We start from the raw sequence: 17,138 nt of genomic DNA, 5'->3' as shown, positions 1-17,138 counted from the left end.
TTGAGCGGACCGACTCCGCTTCCGGCTGCAGGCACTAGGCTGATCCTGCAGCCCCATCATCCGTCCGGCCGAGACGCCCGGACACTTCGAGATTGGTCAGAGTTTTGAAACTTGAACTCAAGGGGATCACCAAACGCTTCGGCTCCCTGGTAGCCAACGATCACATTGATGTGGTGGTTGAACCCGGACAGATTCACTGTCTGCTCGGCGAAAACGGCGCGGGCAAGTCCACGCTGATGAACGTCCTGTACGGACTGTACGAGCCGACCGAGGGCCAGATCCTCGTTGACGACAAACCCGTCACCTTCCGCGGCCCGGGCGACGCCATGGCCGCGGGCATCGGCATGGTGCACCAGCACTTTATGCTGGTCCCCGTTTTCACGGTCGCCGAAAACGTCGCGCTGGGAGCGGAAACCACCACGGCGGGCGGGTTCCTGAACCTGGATGACACCCGGCGGAAGATCCAGGAGATCTCGGACCGGTACGGCTTCGACGTTGATCCCGATGCGATGATCGAGGACCTCCCGGTGGGTGTGCAGCAGCGCGTCGAAATCATCAAGGCGCTGGTCCGCGACGCCAAGGTGCTGATCCTCGATGAGCCCACGGCCGTGCTGACCCCGCAGGACACCGATGAGCTGCTGGACATCATGCGCCAGCTCAAGAGCCACGGCACCTCGATCGTCTTCATTTCGCACAAGCTTCGCGAGGTCAAGGCCGTCTCGGACACCATCACGGTGATCCGGCGCGGCAAGGTAGTCGGCACCGCCGATCCCAGCGCCTCGACGACGGAACTGGCGTCCATGATGGTGGGCCGCGCCGTCAACCTGACCCTGGACAAGGCCCCGGCCAATCCCCAGGAGACCACCTTCCAGGTCAAGGACCTCACCGTGATCGCGCCCAGCGGCCAGCACGTGGTGGACGGCATCAGCTTCGACATCGCCCGCGGCGAGATCCTCGCCGTCGCCGGCGTCCAGGGCAACGGCCAGACGGAACTGACCGAGGCCATCCTGGGCCTCCAGGACCGCGTCCACGGCTCCATCCTGCTCGACGGCGAAGAACTCGTCGGCCGCAGCGTCAAGGAGGTCCTCAACGCGGGCGTCGGGTTCGTGCCGGAAGACCGCTCCGTCGACGGCCTGATCGGCACCTTCTCGATCGCCGAAAACCTGATTCTGGACCGCTATGACCAGGCGCCGTTCGCCAAGGGCATCAGCATGAGCCCGGCCAAGGTCCTGGAGAACGCCCAGACCCGGATCGACGAGTTCGACGTGCGCACGCCCTCAGGTTCACTCGCGGCCGGCACGCTGTCCGGCGGCAACCAGCAGAAGTTGGTCATGGCCCGGGAGCTCTCCCGGCCGCTGCGGCTCTTCATCGCCTCCCAGCCCACCCGCGGCGTGGACGTCGGATCCATCGAGTTCCTGCACAAGCGCATCGTGGCCGAGCGTGACCACGGCACCCCCGTGATGATCATCTCCACCGAACTGGACGAGGTGATCGAGCTCGCCGACCGGATCGCCGTGCTCTACAAGGGCAAGCTGGTCGGGATTGTCCCGGCCGGCACCCGTCGTGACGTCCTGGGCCTGATGATGGCAGGGCTGTCCCCGGAGGACGCCCACGCTGACACCGCGAGCAAGGACGCGGCCCGGCAACCCGGGGAAGTGCCCGCGGAAGACCCCGCCGAACCCCAAGCAACGAACCAGGCGCCCGCCGCCCAGCTCGTGCAGGAGTCCAGCTCCGGCGCCGTAGGAGACAACCATGAGTGAGAACAACGAGCCGCGACGCTCGGTTGCACCGGATCCGGACCGGATTCCGGACACACTGCCCCCTGAACCACAGCCGGCTCCGGCGCCCGGCGCGGAGCCTGAGGCTCCCGTAGAGGACGCCGCCCTGGTCACCTCGCTGGACACAGCCGGCGGGGCGATGCGGCCGTCGGCGGTTCCGGTCTCGGCCCAGAGCGGTTCCCTCCCGGGCGCCGACGATTCGGACTCGGTGCTGCGCAAGATCTTCACCGGCAACGGCATCGTGACGATCCTGGCCGTCCTCCTCGCCCTGATCCTCGGCGGCCTGCTCATTGCCGCCACGGACAAGGTGGTCGCGGCGACGTCGAGCTACTTCTTTGCCCGGCCGACCGACTTCCTGGCCGCCGTCTGGTCGGCCGCGACGAGCTCCTACGTCGCGCTCTTCCAGGGCTCTGTGTTCAACCCGCGGGGGAGCGGCGTCGGCGGACAGTTCGCTCCGTTGATGGAAACCCTCACCATCGCCACCCCGCTGATCACCGCCGGCCTCGGCGTCGCACTGGCCTTCCGTGCGGGCCTGTTCAACATCGGTGCCCAGGGCCAGATCATCATGGCCGGCATTCTTGCCGCCTGGGTGGGCTTCGCGCTGGACCTGCCGGTGGGGCTCCACCTGCTGCTCGTCCTGGTCGCCGGCGTCATCGGCGGCGCCGTCTGGGGCGGCCTCGTCGGTGTGCTCAAGGCGAGAACCGGCGCCCATGAGGTCATTGTGACCATCATGTTCAACTACATCGCCCTGTATTTCCTGCGCTACCTGCTGGACACGGATTTGTTCCAGCGGCCGGGGGAGACCACCCCGATTTCCCCGATCCTGGACCCGTCCGCGTTGTACCCGCAGATCTTCGGCAGCCAGTACCGGCTGCACATCGGCTTCCTGCTGGCGATCGCGGCGACAGTATTTGTGTCCTGGCTGCTGAACCGCTCCACGATCGGCTTCGAGTTCCGCGCAGTGGGGGCCAACCCCAAGGCAGCCCTCACCGCCGGCATCAACGTCCCCCGCGCCACCATCCTGGTGATGACCATCGCCGGTGGCCTGGCCGGGCTGGCCGGCGTCGCGCAGGTGGCGGGCACCGAAAAGGTCCTCACCGACGGTGTCGCGGCAACGTACGGCTTCGACGCCATCACCGTCGCCCTGCTGGGACGTTCGTCGCCGTGGGGCACCTTCGCCGCCGGTGTCCTGTTTGGCGCCTTCCGCGCCGGAGCCGTGCAGATGCAGATCCAGACCGGAACGCCCATCGACATTGTGCTGGTGGTCCAGTCGCTCATTGTGCTGTTCATCGCGGCGCCGCCCCTGGTCCGGGCGATCTTCGGACTCAACCCGCGCAAGAAGAAAGCCGCAACCGCCGGCAAGTCCCAGAAGGCAGCAGCCACCGGAGGTGCAGTATGAGCACAACAGCAACCTCGCCCGTCCCGGGAACCCCCCGGGAACCCCAGCAGGGACGCCCCCGCTCGGAGAAAAGCCACAAGCCGACAGTGTCCGCCAAGCCTGTCACCTGGAAGCTGCCGGTGACGCTGCTGGTGCTCGCCGTCGTTGCGTTCATCTTCTTTGGCCTTCTGGGCCCGCACGCGACGGCCAAGTTCGGCATTTCCTCGGGCGGTGACTTCTTCCAGCTCCCCGCCATCGAGGTTCCCGCGTTCCTTGCCGGGATTGTGCTCTCCGTGATCATGCTGGGCCTCGCGGGCTACGCCATGTTCCTGAAGACCAGGAACGTCCGGCCCCCGCGCTGGCTGCCGGTCCTGTTCACGGTCCTGTTTGTGGTGTCCTTCCTGATCTGGGTGGTCGGCGGCGCCAGGACGCCCAGCATCTCGCTGGCCGGGCTGATCGCCGGGTCCGTGACCCTCGCCGTGCCGATCGTTTTTGGCTCCCTGTCCGGTGTCCTGTGCGAACGCGCCGGCGTTGTGAACATCGCCATTGAGGGCCAGCTCCTGGGCGGCGCCTTCACGGCCGCGATCGTCGCCAGTATGACCAACAACCCGTACCTGGGCCTGCTCGCGGCGGCCGTCGCCGGCGCCCTCGTCTCGATGGTCCTGGCGGTCTTCAGCATCAAGTACGTGGTCAACCAGATCATCGTCGGCGTGGTGCTCAACGTCCTCATCTCGGGCCTCACGGGGTTCCTGTTCAGCACCGTGATGCAGGCGAACAAGGAATTGTTCAACTCGCCGGGCCGGCTTCCGATCATCGAAATCCCGGTCCTGTCCAGCATCCCGGTCCTCGGCCCCATCCTCTTCAAGCAGTCCGTGGTGGGCTACCTGATGTACGTGGCGGTGATTGTGGTGTGGATCGGGCTGTTCAAGACGAAGTGGGGCCTGCGCGTCCGCGCTGTGGGCGAGCACCCGCAGGCTGCCGACACCCTGGGCATCAAGGTCAACGCGACCCGGTTCTGGAACGTCACGCTGGGCGGCGCCGTCGCAGGGATCGGCGGATCGTTTTTCACGCTTGTCGCGATCGACAGTTTCACGAAGGAGATCTCCGGTGGCCGCGGCTTCATCGCCCTCGCCGCAATGATCCTGGGGCGCTGGAATCCGATCGGGGCGTTCTTCGCCGCGCTGCTGTTCGGCTTTGCCGACAACCTGCAGAGCATTGTGACGATCATTGGCACCCCGGTGCCGAGCCAGTTCATGGCCATGCTGCCCTACCTCGTGACCGTGTTTGCCGTCGCCGGACTCGTCGGCCGGTCCCGGCCCCCGGCCGCCGACGGCATACCGTACGTCAAGGGTTGACGATGGACAGCATCGACGTCGACTGGGCTGCCCTCGAGGCCGCCGCGGTGGCCGCCATGGGGAACGCCTATGCGCCGTATTCGGAGTTCGCGGTGGGGGCAGCAGCCCTCACCGCGGACGGCCGGATCGTGAGCGGCTGCAATGTCGAAAACGCCAGCTACGGTCTCACCCTGTGCGCCGAGTGTGCCCTCGTCGGCAATCTGCACATGACCGGAGGCGGCCTGCTCCGCGCCTTTTACTGCGTCGACGCCGCCGGCAACGTCCTCATGCCGTGCGGGCGCTGCCGGCAGCTGCTCTACGAATTCAGGGCTCCCGACATGGAGCTCATGACCACCCAGGGAATCAAGACCATGGACCAGGTCCTTCCCGATGCCTTTGGCCCCCAACACCTGGAGGAACCTCGGTGACACACATAACGCAGACCAACAGCCGCTCCGAAGCGTTCGACGCCGTCGACATCATCCGCATCAAACGCGACAAGGGCGTGCTCAGCCCCGCCCAGATCGACTGGACGATCGACGCGTATACCCGCGGCGCGATCGCCGACGAACAGATGGCCGCCCTGAACATGGCCATCCTGCTCAACGGCATGGACCGGGCCGAGATCTCCCGCTGGACCGCGGCAATGATCGCCTCCGGCGAGCGGATGGACTTCTCCAGCCTGCGCCGCCCCGACGGTAGCGTGAAGCCCACGTCCGACAAGCACTCCACCGGCGGCGTCGGGGACAAAACCACCCTGCCGCTGGCACCCCTGGTGGCGGTCTTCGGCGTTGCCGTGCCGCAGCTCTCCGGCCGCGGCCTGGGCCACACCGGCGGCACCCTGGACAAGCTCGAGGCGATCCCGGGCTGGCGGGCCGCGCTCAGCAACGAGGAAATGCTGGCCCAGCTCCAGGACGTCGGCGCAGTCATCTGCGCCGCCGGCGCCGGGCTGGCCCCGGCCGACAAGAAGCTCTACGCCCTGCGCGACGTCACCGGCACCGTCGAGGCCATCCCGCTGATCGCGTCCTCGATCATGAGCAAGAAGATCGCGGAAGGCACCGGTTCGCTGGTGCTGGACGTCAAGGTCGGCAGCGGCGCGTTTATGAAGGACGAGGCCCGCGCCCGCGAACTCGCCGAGACCATGGTGGCACTGGGCAAGGACGCCGGCGTCAACACGGTGGCCCTGCTGACCAACATGAACACGCCGCTGGGCCTCACCGCGGGCAACGCGATCGAGGTCGAGGAATCGGTGGAGGTCCTCGCCGGGGGCGGTCCGGAAGACGTCGTCGAGCTCACGGTCCGGCTCGCGGAGGAAATGCTCGCCTGCGCGGGCGTCCACGACGCCGATCCACGCGCCGCCCTCCGGGACGGCCGGGCCATGGACGTCTGGAACCGCATGATCGAGGCGCAGGGCGGCGACCCGCGGGCCAAGCTCCCGGTCGCCCGGGAATCCGAAGTGATCTATGCGCCGGCCGACGGTGTGCTGGTGGAACTCGACGCGATGGCCGTCGGCGTCGCGGCCTGGCGCCTCGGCGCCGGACGCGCGCGCAAGGAGGACCAGGTCCAGGCCGGTGCCGGGGTGCGGATGCACGCCAAGCCCGGCGCCATGGTCAAGGCCGGCGAACCGCTCATGACGCTCCTGTCAGACACCCCGGAGAAGTTCGACCGGGCCAAGGAGGCCCTCCAGCACGCCGTTGTGATTGCGCCCGAAGGTTCCCGGCCGGCGCAGCAGCTCATCATCGACCGAATCGCCTAGCTGCCGGCTTGCCCTCTCACTTGTGGTCCCCAACCAGTTGACTTTGCCCGGGGCCCAGCCGCCACAAGGGATAAGGACAAGCTGGGGCGCGGGCCCGCAGGTACACTGGCACGACAGCCGTACCCCCGTTGTTTGGTAGGAAACCGTGCAGGCAATCAACGACTTCATCCTGGCCGCAGCAGGGCAACCCTGGGTGCTCTTCCTTGTGTTCGCGTGCTGTGTGATTGACGGCTTCTTCCCGCCCATCCCGAGCGAATCCGTGGTCGTTGGACTCGCCGCGGTGGCCGCCGGCGCCGGCAGCCCCAACGCGGTGCTCCTGGCCGCGACCGCAGCCGCGGGCGCCTTCCTTGGCGACAACATCGCCTACCTGATCGGCCGCAACACCGGAACGCAGCGCTGGGCCTGGATGCGCGGCTACCGCATGCAGCGGGCCTTCCGGTGGGCCGGCACGGAGCTGCGCAAACGGCCCGCGTCCCTGATCCTCGTCGCGCGGTTCGTACCGATCGGCCGGGTGGCGGTCAACCTGACGGCCGGCGCCACCCATTTCCCGCGGCCACGCTTCGTCGGTCTGACAGTCCTCTCCGCGGTGCTCTGGGCCGCCTACTCCGTCGCAATCGGACTGTTCTTCGGCCAATGGTTCGAAGACAACCACCTGCTCGCCGTCATCGTCGCCGTCATCTGCGCGATCGGCCTGGGCATCCTGGTGGACGTCGTGATCAGCAGGCTGCGCGGGACCCTTCCCGAGGACGTCGAACAGCCCGTCCCGCCAGTGGAGCCCTCCTGACGAAGCAGCCCATCGTTAAGGGAGATTTATCCGGACGGAACGTAGCGCATCCCTTCCGGTCATGGGACACTGAAGAGCGCTTTTCATCACTTTCCTAGGAGCAACGCCCGCGTGGAATTTATCAATGAGGCAATTCTCCATGCCGCGGGACAATGGTGGATTTATCCGATTCTCACGATCTTCTGCTTCATCGACGGATTCGTTCCGATTCTGCCGAGTGAAACCCTGATCGTCGCCTTGGGTGCCCTGTCCGTCACGTCCGGCCAGCCGAACATGTGGTTCGTTATGGCGGCCGCTGCCCTCGGGGCTATCGCCGGCGACAACATGGCCTACCTGCTGGGCCGCCATGTCGGCGTCGAGCGCTTCCGCTGGATGCGCAAACCCAAGGTCCAGCGCGCCCTGAACTGGGCACGCTATGAGCTGGACAAGCGCGGCGCCATGCTGATCTTCACGGCCCGCTACATCCCGGTGGGACGAGTGGCCGTCAACTGGATCGCCGGCACCACCGCCTACCCGCGCCGGCGCTTCGTCATCCTGGACATCTTCGCCTCCGTCACCTGGGTGGCCTATTCCGCCGGCGTCGGCATCCTCGCCGGCAACTGGGTCCACGAACACCCGCTGCTTGGGGTCGGCATCGCCATCGCCTTCGCCATCGTGCTGGGCATCGTGATCGACCACCTGCTGACCTGGCTGCACCGCTGGCGCGACACCAAGGGCGCTGCCGCGGCGGCCAGCCGGGCCGCTTCAATGGCGGCCGAGGCCAGGGCCGGCACCCCGCCCACGGCCGGACAGGCCTCCGGCACCCCGCCCACGCCGCCGCAACTGGCAGCACCGGCCGACGTCGAGGCCTGATTCCGCCCGGCTGGTGTTGCCGGGCCTCCGACCCTAAGGTTGGAACGTGACTGAGATAATTCTTGACGCTGCCCCTGACCTCGACTTCGACCTGAAGGGCCTCCCCAAGGTTTCCCTTCACGACCACCTGGACGGCGGACTCCGGCCGGCCACCATCATTGAACTTGCCGAGGCCGTGGGACACACCCTGCCCTCCACCGACCCCGTCGCCCTGGGGGAGTGGTTCCGCGAATCCGCCGACTCCGGCTCGCTGGTCCGCTACCTCGAGACCTTCGACCACACCATCGCCGTGATGCAGACCAAGGACGGACTCTTCCGCGTCGCCAAGGAATTCGTCGAAGACCTTGCCGACGACGGCGTTGTCTACGGTGAAGTGCGCTGGGCGCCCGAGCAGCACCTCCAGCAGGGCCTGAGCCTGGACGACGTCGTGGACGCCGTGCAGGCGGGCCTCGAGGCCGGCGTCGACGCCGTCGCCGAGACCGGCCGCGACATCCAGGTCGGCCAGCTCATCACCGCCATGCGCCATGCCGACCGCGGCCAGGAAATCGCGGAACTGGCGGTCCGCCACCGCAACAACGGCGCCGTCGGCTTCGACATTGCCGGTGCCGAGGACGGCTTCCTGCCGTCCCGGTTCAGGGACGCCTTCACCTACCTTGCCCAGCACAACTTCCCGGCCACTGTGCACGCCGGGGAAGCTGCCGGACTCGAAAGCATCCAGTCCGCCCTGGTCGACGGACGCGCCCTGCGCCTGGGCCACGGCGTCCGGATCGCCGAGGACATCACCGTCGAATTCGACGACGAAGACGGCGACGCCGAATTCAACGGCAGCAGCGACGAGGCCAACGACAACATCGGCATGGTCACCCTTGGCGATCTCGCCAGCTGGGTCCGCGACCGCGGCATTGCCCTGGAGATCTGCCCGTCCTCCAACCTGCAGACCGGCGCCATCGCCGGCTTCGGCGAGGGAATCGAAAGCCACCCGCTGGACATGCTCTACCAGCTCGGCTTCAACGTCACCATCAACACGGACAACCGGCTCATGAGCGGCGTGACCCTCACGGACGAGTTCGAACTGCTGGTCGAGACCTTCGAATACGACCTCGATGACCTGCTGGAGCTGACGCTCAACGCGGCCGAAGCTGCTTTCCTGCCGCTCGAAGAGAAGGAAGCCCTCGTTGAATACATCAACGAGTTCTACGACGAGCTTGGCTAAAGAGGACATTCCACCCGTCCGGGGGCAGCTGGCAGAGCTGATCGAAACGATTGCCGCCCTGCGCGAACACTGCCCCTGGATGGGTGCCCTCACCCATGAATCCCTCGTGGAGTACCTCCTCGAGGAGGCCTACGAGGTGGCCGAGACCATCGAGACGGCCGGCGGCGACGCCGAGCTGAAGGCCGAACTTGGAGATGTCCTGCTCCAGGTGGTCCTCCACGCCCGGCTCGCCCAGGAGCGCGGCGCCTTCGACCTCGACGACGTCGCCCGCGGCCTCACCGCCAAAATGGTCCGGCGCAACCCGCACGTGTTCCGTCCGGACGGAACCCTGCAGGAGTCCTTCCCGGCGACGGTGGAGGAAATCGTCCAGACGTGGGACGCGGTCAAGCGCTCGGAGCAGGTCCTGCACTCCGGGGCCGCCGAGCCCGGCCCTGAACCCTCCCGCGCTGATCCTTCCCGGCTGGGGGCGCTCGGGGGTGTCCCCGCCGCCCTTCCGGCCCTGGCGCGGGCGCAGAAACTCCAGGACCGCGCCGAACGGGCCGGACTCCCGGCGTCCACCCGGCCGGTGGACGTCCCGTCCGCGGAAGAGCACCTCGGGGACCTTCTCTTCGCCATCGCCGCCGCAGCCCGGGACCGGGGCCTCGACGCCGAGCGTGCCCTCCGCGGCGCGAACCGCCGCTTCCAGGAGGGCGCGCCCCCGCCGCCGTCCCCATAATCGGCCAAAATGACGTCCGGGTGCTGGATAGGTTTCTGTAACTCATCCCACTCTCGACTACGCTGGGTAGCGACGAGGACGTCTGTTTTTCAGCGTGATTCCCAGCTTGATTTCCCATCAGATTCCCAGCAGATCGCTTCACCCAAAGGAGCCTATCCATGGCGCTTATCGATGCCATCCACGCCCGCGAGATCCTCGATTCCCGTGGCAACCCCACCGTAGAAGTTGAAGTCCTGCTCTCGGACGGCCAGATCGGCCGCGCGGCCGTTCCCTCCGGAGCCTCCACCGGCGAGCACGAAGCCGTTGAACTCCGCGACGGCGACAAGGGCCGGTACCTCGGCAAGGGCGTCCAGAAGGCCGTTGACGCGGTCATCGACCAGATCGCCCCGGCCCTGATCGGCTTCGACGCCACCGACCAGCGCAGCATCGACCAGTCGATGATCGACCTGGACGGCACCGCCAACAAGAGCAAGCTCGGCGCCAACGCCATCCTGGGCGTGTCCCTGGCCGTCGCCAACGCGGCTGCCGCCTCCGCCGACCTGCCGCTCTACAAGTACCTCGGCGGACCGAACGCACACGTCCTGCCCGTACCGCTGATGAACATCCTCAACGGCGGCTCACACGCCGACTCCGACGTCGACATCCAGGAATTCATGGTGGTCCCGCTTGGTGCCGAGACCTTCTCCGAGGGCCTGCGCTGGGGCGTCGAGGTCTACCACGCACTCAAGGCGGTCCTGCAGGCCAAGGGCCTGTCCACCGGCCTCGGCGATGAAGGCGGCTTCGCGCCGAACCTGCCGTCCAACCGCGCCGCCCTGGACCTCATCCAGGAAGCCATCCGGAACGCCGGCTACACCCCGGGACAGGACATCGCCCTCGCCCTGGACGTCGCCTCGTCCGAGTTCTTCAAGGACGGCGCCTACCAGTTCGAAGGCAAGTCCCTCAGCTCCACCGAGATGAGCGCCTACTACGCCGAACTCGTCGCCGACTACCCGCTGGTGTCCATCGAGGACCCGCTGGACGAAAACGACTGGGAGGGCTGGAAGACCCTCACCGACGCCATCGGCGACAAAGTCCAGATCGTTGGTGACGACCTCTTCGTCACCAACCCGGAGCGCCTGCAGACCGGCATCGATTCGAAGACCGCGAACTCGCTCCTGGTCAAGGTCAACCAGATCGGTTCCCTGACCGAAACCCTGGATGCTGTCTCCCTCGCCCAGCGCGCCGGTTACACCACCATCACCTCGCACCGCTCCGGCGAGACCGAGGACACCACCATCGCCGACATCGCCGTTGCCACCAACGCGGGGCAGATCAAGACCGGTGCCCCGGCCCGTTCCGAGCGCGTTGCCAAGTACAACCAGCTGCTGCGCATCGAAGAGGAACTCGACGACGCCGCACGCTACGCCGGACGCAGCGCCTTCCCGCGTTTCAAGGGCTAGTAACCGCAGGAACTGCCGACCGGTGGCTATGGTTGAAAGACTATGGCCACCGGTCCTTTTTTGGCACCTTCCTTGTGGCGCCGCGCTGTCGGCTCCGTGCCGGTGCCCGGCCCAGGCCACGGGGATCAGCACTGAACAGCACTGAACAGCACTGAACCAGCAAGCCGCAAGCCAGCCGGGGGAGAACCTGGCATTACAGGAGTGACATGGTTACCCGCCGACCCAAGGTTCCCCGGGCTACGCCTGCGGCCCCCAAGTCTCCGGACACCGACGGCGGCGGCGACGTCATCCAGGCTGATTTCGGCGGTTCCCGCGGAGCCCCGGGCCACACGGCCGGCAACCCGGCATCCACACCGGGCGGATCCCGGTCGGGCGCCGGGCAGCACAATGCCGCCCAGAAGAATGCGGCCCAGAACAATGCCGCCCAACACAATGTTGCGCGGCAGAGCGCTGCAAAGCCGAACGCTGCGAAACCAGGTACGAACACACAGGGCACCGCCAAGCAGGGCACCGTCAAGCCCAGCACCAAACAGTCCCGGGACGGCGCAGTGCCGGCGGGGGAGAGCCTCGACCCCGTCCCGGCCAAGGCCTTCTCCGGCCGCATGCTGGCACTGTTCGTCGTCATGATTGCGATCACCATCATGCTGGCGCCCACGGTCAAGATCTTCTTCGAGAAAAGGGCCGAAATTGCCGCCCTGCAGGCGGATATCTCCGCCAAGCAGTCCCAGCAAAACGAGCTCAGGCGCCAGGTCTCCCGGTGGCAGGATCCGAACTACGTGAAGCAACAGGCCCGCGACCGCATTAACATGGTTATGCCCGGCGAGACGGGCTACTGGGTCTTCGGCAGTGATCTTCCTGCCGGAACGTCCAGTGGCGCGGCCGGTGCAGGATCACAACAGGACCCGGCCGATCTGCCCTGGGTGGACTCCCTCTGGGACTCCATCCGGCGTTCGGCAACAGACTAAGAAGCGGCGCCCGCCGCAGGATTGTCCGCCGGACAAACCAGACAGGGCAGGAAGGTGCCGCGCCCGTGGACGAGAACCGAGTGGACGAGACCCTCACGGCAGAGAACCCGATGGCAGTGACGCCGGGAACCCCGGAGCCGGCCAGTTCCGTGGAGGAATCCCGCCGGCCCTCGCCCCGGGACCTCGATGTCCTGAGCCGGCAACTGGGACGCCCGGTGCGCGATGTCGTGGAAATCCCGGCCCGCTGCGTCTGCGGCAACCCGCTGGTGGCGGCCACCTCCCCGCGGCTGAGCAACGGCACACCCTTCCCCACGACGTTCTACCTCACCCACCCGGTGATCACGTCCGCTGTGTCGCGGCTTGAGGCGGCCGGACTGATGAACGAGATGAACGACAGGCTCGGCGAAAACGAGGCACTGGCAGCGGACTACCGGGCCGCGCACGAGGCCTATCTCGCGTCCCGGGCAGAGATCGGCGCCCGGTCCGGAATCGGCGCCGTCCCCGAAATCGACGGCATCTCCGCCGGCGGCATGCCCACCCGCGTCAAATGCCTGCACGTGCTGGTGGGCCATGCACTCGCTGCCGGACCGGGCGTGAACCCGCTCGGCGACGAGGCCGTCGCCGCCATCGGCGAATGGTGGACCAAAGACCGCTGCTATTGCGACGGCGCCTGGGACACCGGCGGCGAGGCCCCCTCGCAGGACCTCAGCCGGCACGGCCCGCAGGGGCTCCCGGAGATCGTGGGCCGCCCGGCCCCGGTCCGCAAGGCACGCGCCCAGGACGCCGGCAGCAGCACCGACGCCGGAGACGCCGGCACCAGCGGAGCGGACAAGTGACCCGCGTCGCCGCCGTCGACTGCGGCACCAACTCGATCCGCCTGCTCATCGCCGACGTGGAAACGGACGGTGCGGCGCCCCGGCTGAACGACGTCGTCCGCGAGATGCGCGTCGTCCGGCTCGGCCAGGGCGTGGACGCCACCGGCGAACTCGCCCAGGAGGCCCTGGACCGGACCTTCGCCGCCGCCGCGGACTACGCCGGGCAGATCCGCCACCACGGTGCCAGCAAGGTGCGCTTCGTCGCGACCTCCGCCACCCGCGACGCCCGCAACCGGCAGGTCTTCGTCGACGGCATCCGCGAGCTCCTCGGCGTCGAACCCGAGGTCATCACCGGGGACAGCGAGGCCGCCCTGTCCTTCGCCGGCGCCAGCAGCGTCCTGCCCTCCCGCGGCGAGGACCCCGTCCTTGTCGTGGACCTCGGCGGCGGCAGCACGGAGTTCGTGCTGGGCAACGCCGACGGCGTCATCGCCGCCAGGAGCGTCGACATCGGCTGTGTCCGGCTGACCGAACGCCACCTGCGCAGCGACCCGCCCACGGCAGAACAGATCGCCGCCGCGGAAGCCGACGTCGACGCGGCCGTCGACGAGGCGGCCCGGACGGTCCCGCTGGACCGCGCCGCCGCCGTCGTCGGGGTGGCCGGTTCCATCACCACCATTACTGCCCACGCCCTCGCGCTGCCGGAGTACTCCGCCGCGGCGATCCACGGCACGGAACTCCCACTCGACGCCGTGCGCCGGGCCTGCACCGAACTGCTGGAGATGTCCCACGCGGAACGGGCGGCCCTGCCTTACATGCACCCGGGCCGGGTGGACGTGATCGGAGCGGGCGCCCTTGTCTGGCGGCGCGTCATGGAACGGCTGTCCGAGGCGACGGACGGCAGGGTCGGCACGGCCGTCACCAGCGAACACGATATTCTTGACGGAATTGCCTTGAGTATCAGCTAGGCGGTAGCCCGGCTGGACTGCGTCAGCCAGACGCCCCGCCAGCCGGCACCCGGCCTCCAGCTCCCCGCCCAGAGCTCTCCCGGCGTTCCGCAGCGCCACCAAAACGCAGCACGCCCCGTTTCCCCAGCACCCTGGTGCCCCGCCGATCGGACCCGAATGACCAGAGCAACAGCCCGGCGCCGCCGGACCGCCTCCGCGTTGATGGCCTTGGCCCTTGCGGGAAGCACTTTGGCGGCCGCCCTGACCGCCGCCCCAGCCGCCCACGCCGACGCGTGGCGCGACAAGGAATACTGGCTCGCCGAATCAGGCATCACCAAGGCCTGGGAAGTCTCCAAGGGCGCCAACGTCAAGGTCGCCGTGATCGACAGCGGTGTGGACGGCAAACACCCCGACCTCGCCGGCGTTCTGGCCGGTGGCGTCGACATCTCCGGCGCCGGGGCCCCGGACGGCCAGAAGAGCATCGGCGCGAAACCCGAACACGGAACCCTCGTCGCCACCCTGCTGGCAGGCCGCGGCCACCAGCCCGCCGATTCCACGGCCAAGCCCACCCCCGGCGCAGGCCCGTCCGTCGGCCCGGACGGAATCGTGGGCGTGGCCCCCGAGGCGCAGCTGCTGTCCGTCTCCACGTGGCTCGGATCGGTTAACCCCGGCGGCAAGACCGACCAGGACCAGATCCCGCAGGCCGTCCGCTGGGCCGTCGACAACGGAGCCCGCGTCATCAACATCTCGCTCGGCAGCACCTCGCCGGAGTGGCCGCAAAGCTGGGACGCAGCCTTCCTTTACGCTGAGCAGAAGGACGTGGTGATCGTCGCTGCCGCGGGCAACCGCGGGGGAGGCAACGTCCAGGTCGGTGCTCCGGCCACCATCCCCGGCGTCCTGACCGTCGCCGGGCTGGACCGCAAGGGCGCAGCCAGTATCGATTCCTCATCCCAGGGCATCAGCATCGGCGTCGCGGCACCGGCGGAGAATCTGATCGGCGGCCTCCCCGGCGGCGGCTACGCGGAATGGGCGGGCACCTCGGGCGCCACCCCGATCGTGGCCGGCGTCGCGGCCCTGATCCGCTCCAAATGGCCGGAAATGACCGCCAGCCAGGTCATCAACCGAATCGTCAGCACCGCGAAGGACGCCGGCGCGCCGGGGAAGGACCCCCTGTACGGTTTCGGGGTCCTCAACGCCGAGGCGGCCCTTAAGGCCGACGTGCCCGAAACCCGGATCAATCCACTGGGCTCCATTTCGGACTGGATCCGCGTCCACCGGCGGGGCAACCTGGCCACCTCGCCCGCGCCCGCCTCGGCGCCCCCCTCCAGTGCCGCCCCCACCCTCCCGGAGGCCACCGTGCCCGTCGCGGAGCCCCCATCCGAGCTGGACAGCGCCGTGCCGGCCATGGTGGTGCTCGGCTTCGGCGGGCTGTTCCTGTGCATCGTGGGGGCCGCCGTCTTCCAGCTCCGCCGTGCCGCGCGGACGACCCCGGACGCAGGCCCCGACGGGCCGGAAAACCCGGACACCGGCGTGCTCGATTCGGTGGATTCCACCGGGAAACAGTAGTTAGTGAAGTTTTTCACAAAGTACGGTATTCTTGGGGAATGGCATCCTCCCCTCAGCTCCAGGACCGTCCCAGGGTACTCGTCGTCGGCGGCGGCTACGTCGGCCTGTACGTAGCCCTCAAACTGCAGAAGAAGATCGCGAATGCCGGTGGCATCGTCACCGTCGTTGATCCCCTGCCTTACATGACCTACCAGCCCTTCCTCCCCGAAGTTGCCGGCGGCAACATCGAGGCACGCCACGCCGTCGTCTCGCACCGCCAGCACCTCAAGCAGACCGAGCTCATCCAGGGCCGCGTCACCTCGATCGACCACGCAAACCGCACCGCCGTGGTTGCCCCGGCTGACGGCGGCGAGAACTTCGAGGTTCCCTACTTCGACGTCGTGGTCGCCGCCGGCGCGATCACCCGCACCTTCCCGATCAAGGGACTCGCGGACAAAGGCATCGGCCTCAAGACCATCGAGGAAGCCGTTGCGCTGCGCAACAAGGTCCTCGACCGGATCGAAGCCGGCTCGCTGATGACCGACGCGGCCGAACGCGCCCGCGCCCTGACCTTCGTGGTTGTCGGCGGCGGCTTCGCCGGCATCGAGTGCATCACCGAAATGGAAGACCTCGCCCGGGCCGCAGTCAAGAACAACCCCCGCGTCAAGCAGGAGGAAGTCCGCTTCGTCCTGGTTGAGGCCATGGGACGCATCATGCCCGAGGTCACCGCTAGCCAGGCCGAGTGGGTCGTCGAGCACCTGCGCAGCCGCGGCATCGAAGTCCTGCTCAACACTTCGCTGGACAGCGCCGAGGGCAGCCTGAAGCTCATCAACCTCCCGGACAAGACCGCCGCCCAGGAGTTCCAAGCGGACACCTTGGTCTGGACTGCCGGCGTGCAGGCCAACCCGATGGTCCGTTCCACCGACTTCCCGCTTGAGCCCCGCGGCCGCGTCCGTGTCCTCGCGGACCTGCGCATCGCCGGCGACGAAGGCATCATCGAGAACGCCTGGGCCGCCGGCGACGTCGCGGCCGTGCCGGACCTTACGGGCAACGGCCTGCCGGACGGCACCTGTGTCCCGAACGCCCAGCACGCGCTCCGCCAGGCCAAGCGCCTCGCCAAGAACCTGTGGGCCTCCCGCTGGGACAAGGAGCTCAAGGACTACAAGCACAAGAACCTCGGCGCCGTCGCCGGTTTCGGCGAATGGAAGGGTGTTGCCAACATCAACCTTCTGGGCCGCATCGGGCTCAAGGGCCCGCTGGCCTGGCTGGCGCACCGTGGCTACCACGGCCTGGCGATGCCGACCGTGGAACGCAAGATCCGCGTCATCTTCGGCTGGATCCTCGCCTTCTTTATGGGCCGCGACACGACCCAGCTGATGGACCTTGACAACCCGCGCGGCGCGTTCGTGGCCGCTGCAACACCGGCGCCCAAGCCGGCCGCGGCACCCGCCGCTCCCGCCGCTGAAAAGCCGGCGACAGAGGCCGGCAAGGCTGTAAACAAGGAAGCTGTGTCGGCCGACTCGAAGTAGCCCGCATCAGCGTCCGACGGCGGCCGTTCCCCTGCGGGGGAGCGGCCGCCGTCGTCGTTAACCCGGTGCGCCGTCACCGCCAGCCTTACCC

15 protein-coding genes are annotated in these 17,138 nt (G+C 67.9%); all 15 read left to right on the top strand.

Annotated features, from left to right (window positions below; all coding sequences use genetic code 11):
• Positions 1–104: 104 nt before the first annotated feature.
• The 15 genes from GXK59_RS12475 to GXK59_RS12405 all read left to right on the top strand — a co-directional run bounded on the left by GXK59_RS12475 (position 105) and on the right by GXK59_RS12405 (position 17,047).
• On the top strand, positions 105–1,760 hold the full coding sequence (locus GXK59_RS12475) for an ABC transporter ATP-binding protein (RefSeq protein WP_160667188.1): 1,656 nt from the start codon (positions 105–107) through the stop codon (positions 1,758–1,760).
• Positions 1,753–3,177 carry an ABC transporter permease gene (locus GXK59_RS12470; RefSeq protein WP_160667186.1) on the top strand — a complete coding sequence of 475 codons (1,425 nt, stop codon included), beginning with the start codon at positions 1,753–1,755 and terminating at the stop codon, positions 3,175–3,177. The genes GXK59_RS12475 and GXK59_RS12470 overlap by 8 nt, the downstream gene beginning before the upstream one ends.
• The gene (locus GXK59_RS12465; protein WP_160667184.1) at positions 3,174–4,511 is read left to right on the top strand and encodes an ABC transporter permease; all 1,338 of its coding nucleotides are present in this window, start codon (positions 3,174–3,176) and stop codon (positions 4,509–4,511) included. The genes GXK59_RS12470 and GXK59_RS12465 overlap by 4 nt, the downstream gene beginning before the upstream one ends.
• A 2-nt stretch (positions 4,512–4,513) precedes the next feature.
• Entirely contained in the window at positions 4,514–4,918 is a 405-nt protein-coding gene (locus tag GXK59_RS12460) for a cytidine deaminase (protein ID WP_160667182.1), read from the top strand.
• Positions 4,919–4,923: 5 nt separating this feature from the next.
• On the top strand, positions 4,924–6,246 hold the full coding sequence (locus GXK59_RS12455) for a thymidine phosphorylase (RefSeq protein ID WP_160669146.1): 1,323 nt from the start codon (positions 4,924–4,926) through the stop codon (positions 6,244–6,246).
• A gap of 145 nt (positions 6,247–6,391) precedes the next feature.
• Positions 6,392–7,030, top strand: coding sequence for a DedA family protein (locus GXK59_RS12450; RefSeq protein WP_160667180.1), 639 nt, complete (start codon positions 6,392–6,394; stop codon positions 7,028–7,030).
• 111 nt (positions 7,031–7,141) lie between these two features.
• Entirely contained in the window at positions 7,142–7,882 is a 741-nt protein-coding gene (locus tag GXK59_RS12445; RefSeq protein WP_160667178.1) for a DedA family protein, read from the top strand.
• Between the two features lie 46 nt (positions 7,883–7,928).
• Positions 7,929–9,095 carry an adenosine deaminase gene (locus GXK59_RS12440; protein ID WP_160667176.1) on the top strand — a complete coding sequence of 389 codons (1,167 nt, stop codon included), beginning with the start codon at positions 7,929–7,931 and terminating at the stop codon, positions 9,093–9,095.
• 79 nt (positions 9,096–9,174) lie between these two features.
• On the top strand, positions 9,175–9,810 hold the full coding sequence (locus GXK59_RS12435) for a MazG nucleotide pyrophosphohydrolase domain-containing protein (protein WP_160669145.1): 636 nt from the start codon (positions 9,175–9,177) through the stop codon (positions 9,808–9,810).
• 158 nt (positions 9,811–9,968) lie between these two features.
• On the top strand, positions 9,969–11,249 hold the full coding sequence (gene eno, locus GXK59_RS12430; protein WP_160667174.1) for a phosphopyruvate hydratase: 1,281 nt from the start codon (positions 9,969–9,971) through the stop codon (positions 11,247–11,249).
• A 206-nt stretch (positions 11,250–11,455) separates the two neighbouring features.
• Positions 11,456–12,214 (top strand): FtsB family cell division protein, encoded by a 759-nt coding sequence (locus GXK59_RS12425; RefSeq protein WP_160667172.1) that lies wholly within the window; start codon positions 11,456–11,458, stop codon positions 12,212–12,214.
• Positions 12,215–12,324: 110 nt separating this feature from the next.
• Entirely contained in the window at positions 12,325–13,050 is a 726-nt protein-coding gene (locus GXK59_RS12420) for a DUF501 domain-containing protein (protein ID WP_160669144.1), read from the top strand.
• The gene (locus tag GXK59_RS12415) at positions 13,047–13,994 is read left to right on the top strand and encodes a Ppx/GppA phosphatase family protein (RefSeq protein WP_160667170.1); all 948 of its coding nucleotides are present in this window, start codon (positions 13,047–13,049) and stop codon (positions 13,992–13,994) included. Before GXK59_RS12420 ends, GXK59_RS12415 begins: the two co-directional genes overlap by 4 nt.
• 156 nt (positions 13,995–14,150) lie before the next feature.
• Positions 14,151–15,539 (top strand): S8 family serine peptidase, encoded by a 1,389-nt coding sequence (locus tag GXK59_RS12410; RefSeq protein WP_160667168.1) that lies wholly within the window; start codon positions 14,151–14,153, stop codon positions 15,537–15,539.
• A gap of 38 nt (positions 15,540–15,577) precedes the next feature.
• Positions 15,578–17,047: an NAD(P)/FAD-dependent oxidoreductase gene (locus GXK59_RS12405; protein WP_160667165.1), complete on the top strand. Its 1,470-nt coding sequence runs from the start codon at positions 15,578–15,580 to the stop codon at positions 17,045–17,047.
• The last annotated feature ends 91 nt before the right edge of the window (positions 17,048–17,138 follow it).

This window comes from Pseudarthrobacter sp. ATCC 49987 (assembly GCF_009928425.1).
Classification (GTDB): Bacteria; Actinomycetota; Actinomycetes; order Actinomycetales; family Micrococcaceae; genus Arthrobacter.
This window is presented reverse-complemented; position numbering and strand designations above follow the sequence as displayed.

Bases quoted from the DNA above. Each gene is read 5' to 3' on its own strand.
- GXK59_RS12410 (WP_160667168.1), top strand. From the start codon at position 14,151: ATGACCAGAGCAACAGCCCGGCGCCGCCGGACCGCCTCCGCGTTGATG.
- GXK59_RS12420 (WP_160669144.1), top strand. From the start codon at position 12,325: ATGGCAGTGACGCCGGGAACCCCGGAGCCGGCCAGTTCCGTGGAGGAA.
- GXK59_RS12470 (WP_160667186.1), top strand. From the start codon at position 1,753: ATGAGTGAGAACAACGAGCCGCGACGCTCGGTTGCACCGGATCCGGAC.
- GXK59_RS12460 (WP_160667182.1), top strand. From the start codon at position 4,514: ATGGACAGCATCGACGTCGACTGGGCTGCCCTCGAGGCCGCCGCGGTG.
- GXK59_RS12425 (WP_160667172.1), top strand. From the start codon at position 11,456: ATGGTTACCCGCCGACCCAAGGTTCCCCGGGCTACGCCTGCGGCCCCC.
- GXK59_RS12405 (WP_160667165.1), top strand. From the start codon at position 15,578: ATGGCATCCTCCCCTCAGCTCCAGGACCGTCCCAGGGTACTCGTCGTC.
- GXK59_RS12435 (WP_160669145.1), top strand. From the start codon at position 9,175: ATGGGTGCCCTCACCCATGAATCCCTCGTGGAGTACCTCCTCGAGGAG.
- GXK59_RS12465 (WP_160667184.1), top strand. From the start codon at position 3,174: ATGAGCACAACAGCAACCTCGCCCGTCCCGGGAACCCCCCGGGAACCC.
- eno (WP_160667174.1), top strand. From the start codon at position 9,969: ATGGCGCTTATCGATGCCATCCACGCCCGCGAGATCCTCGATTCCCGT.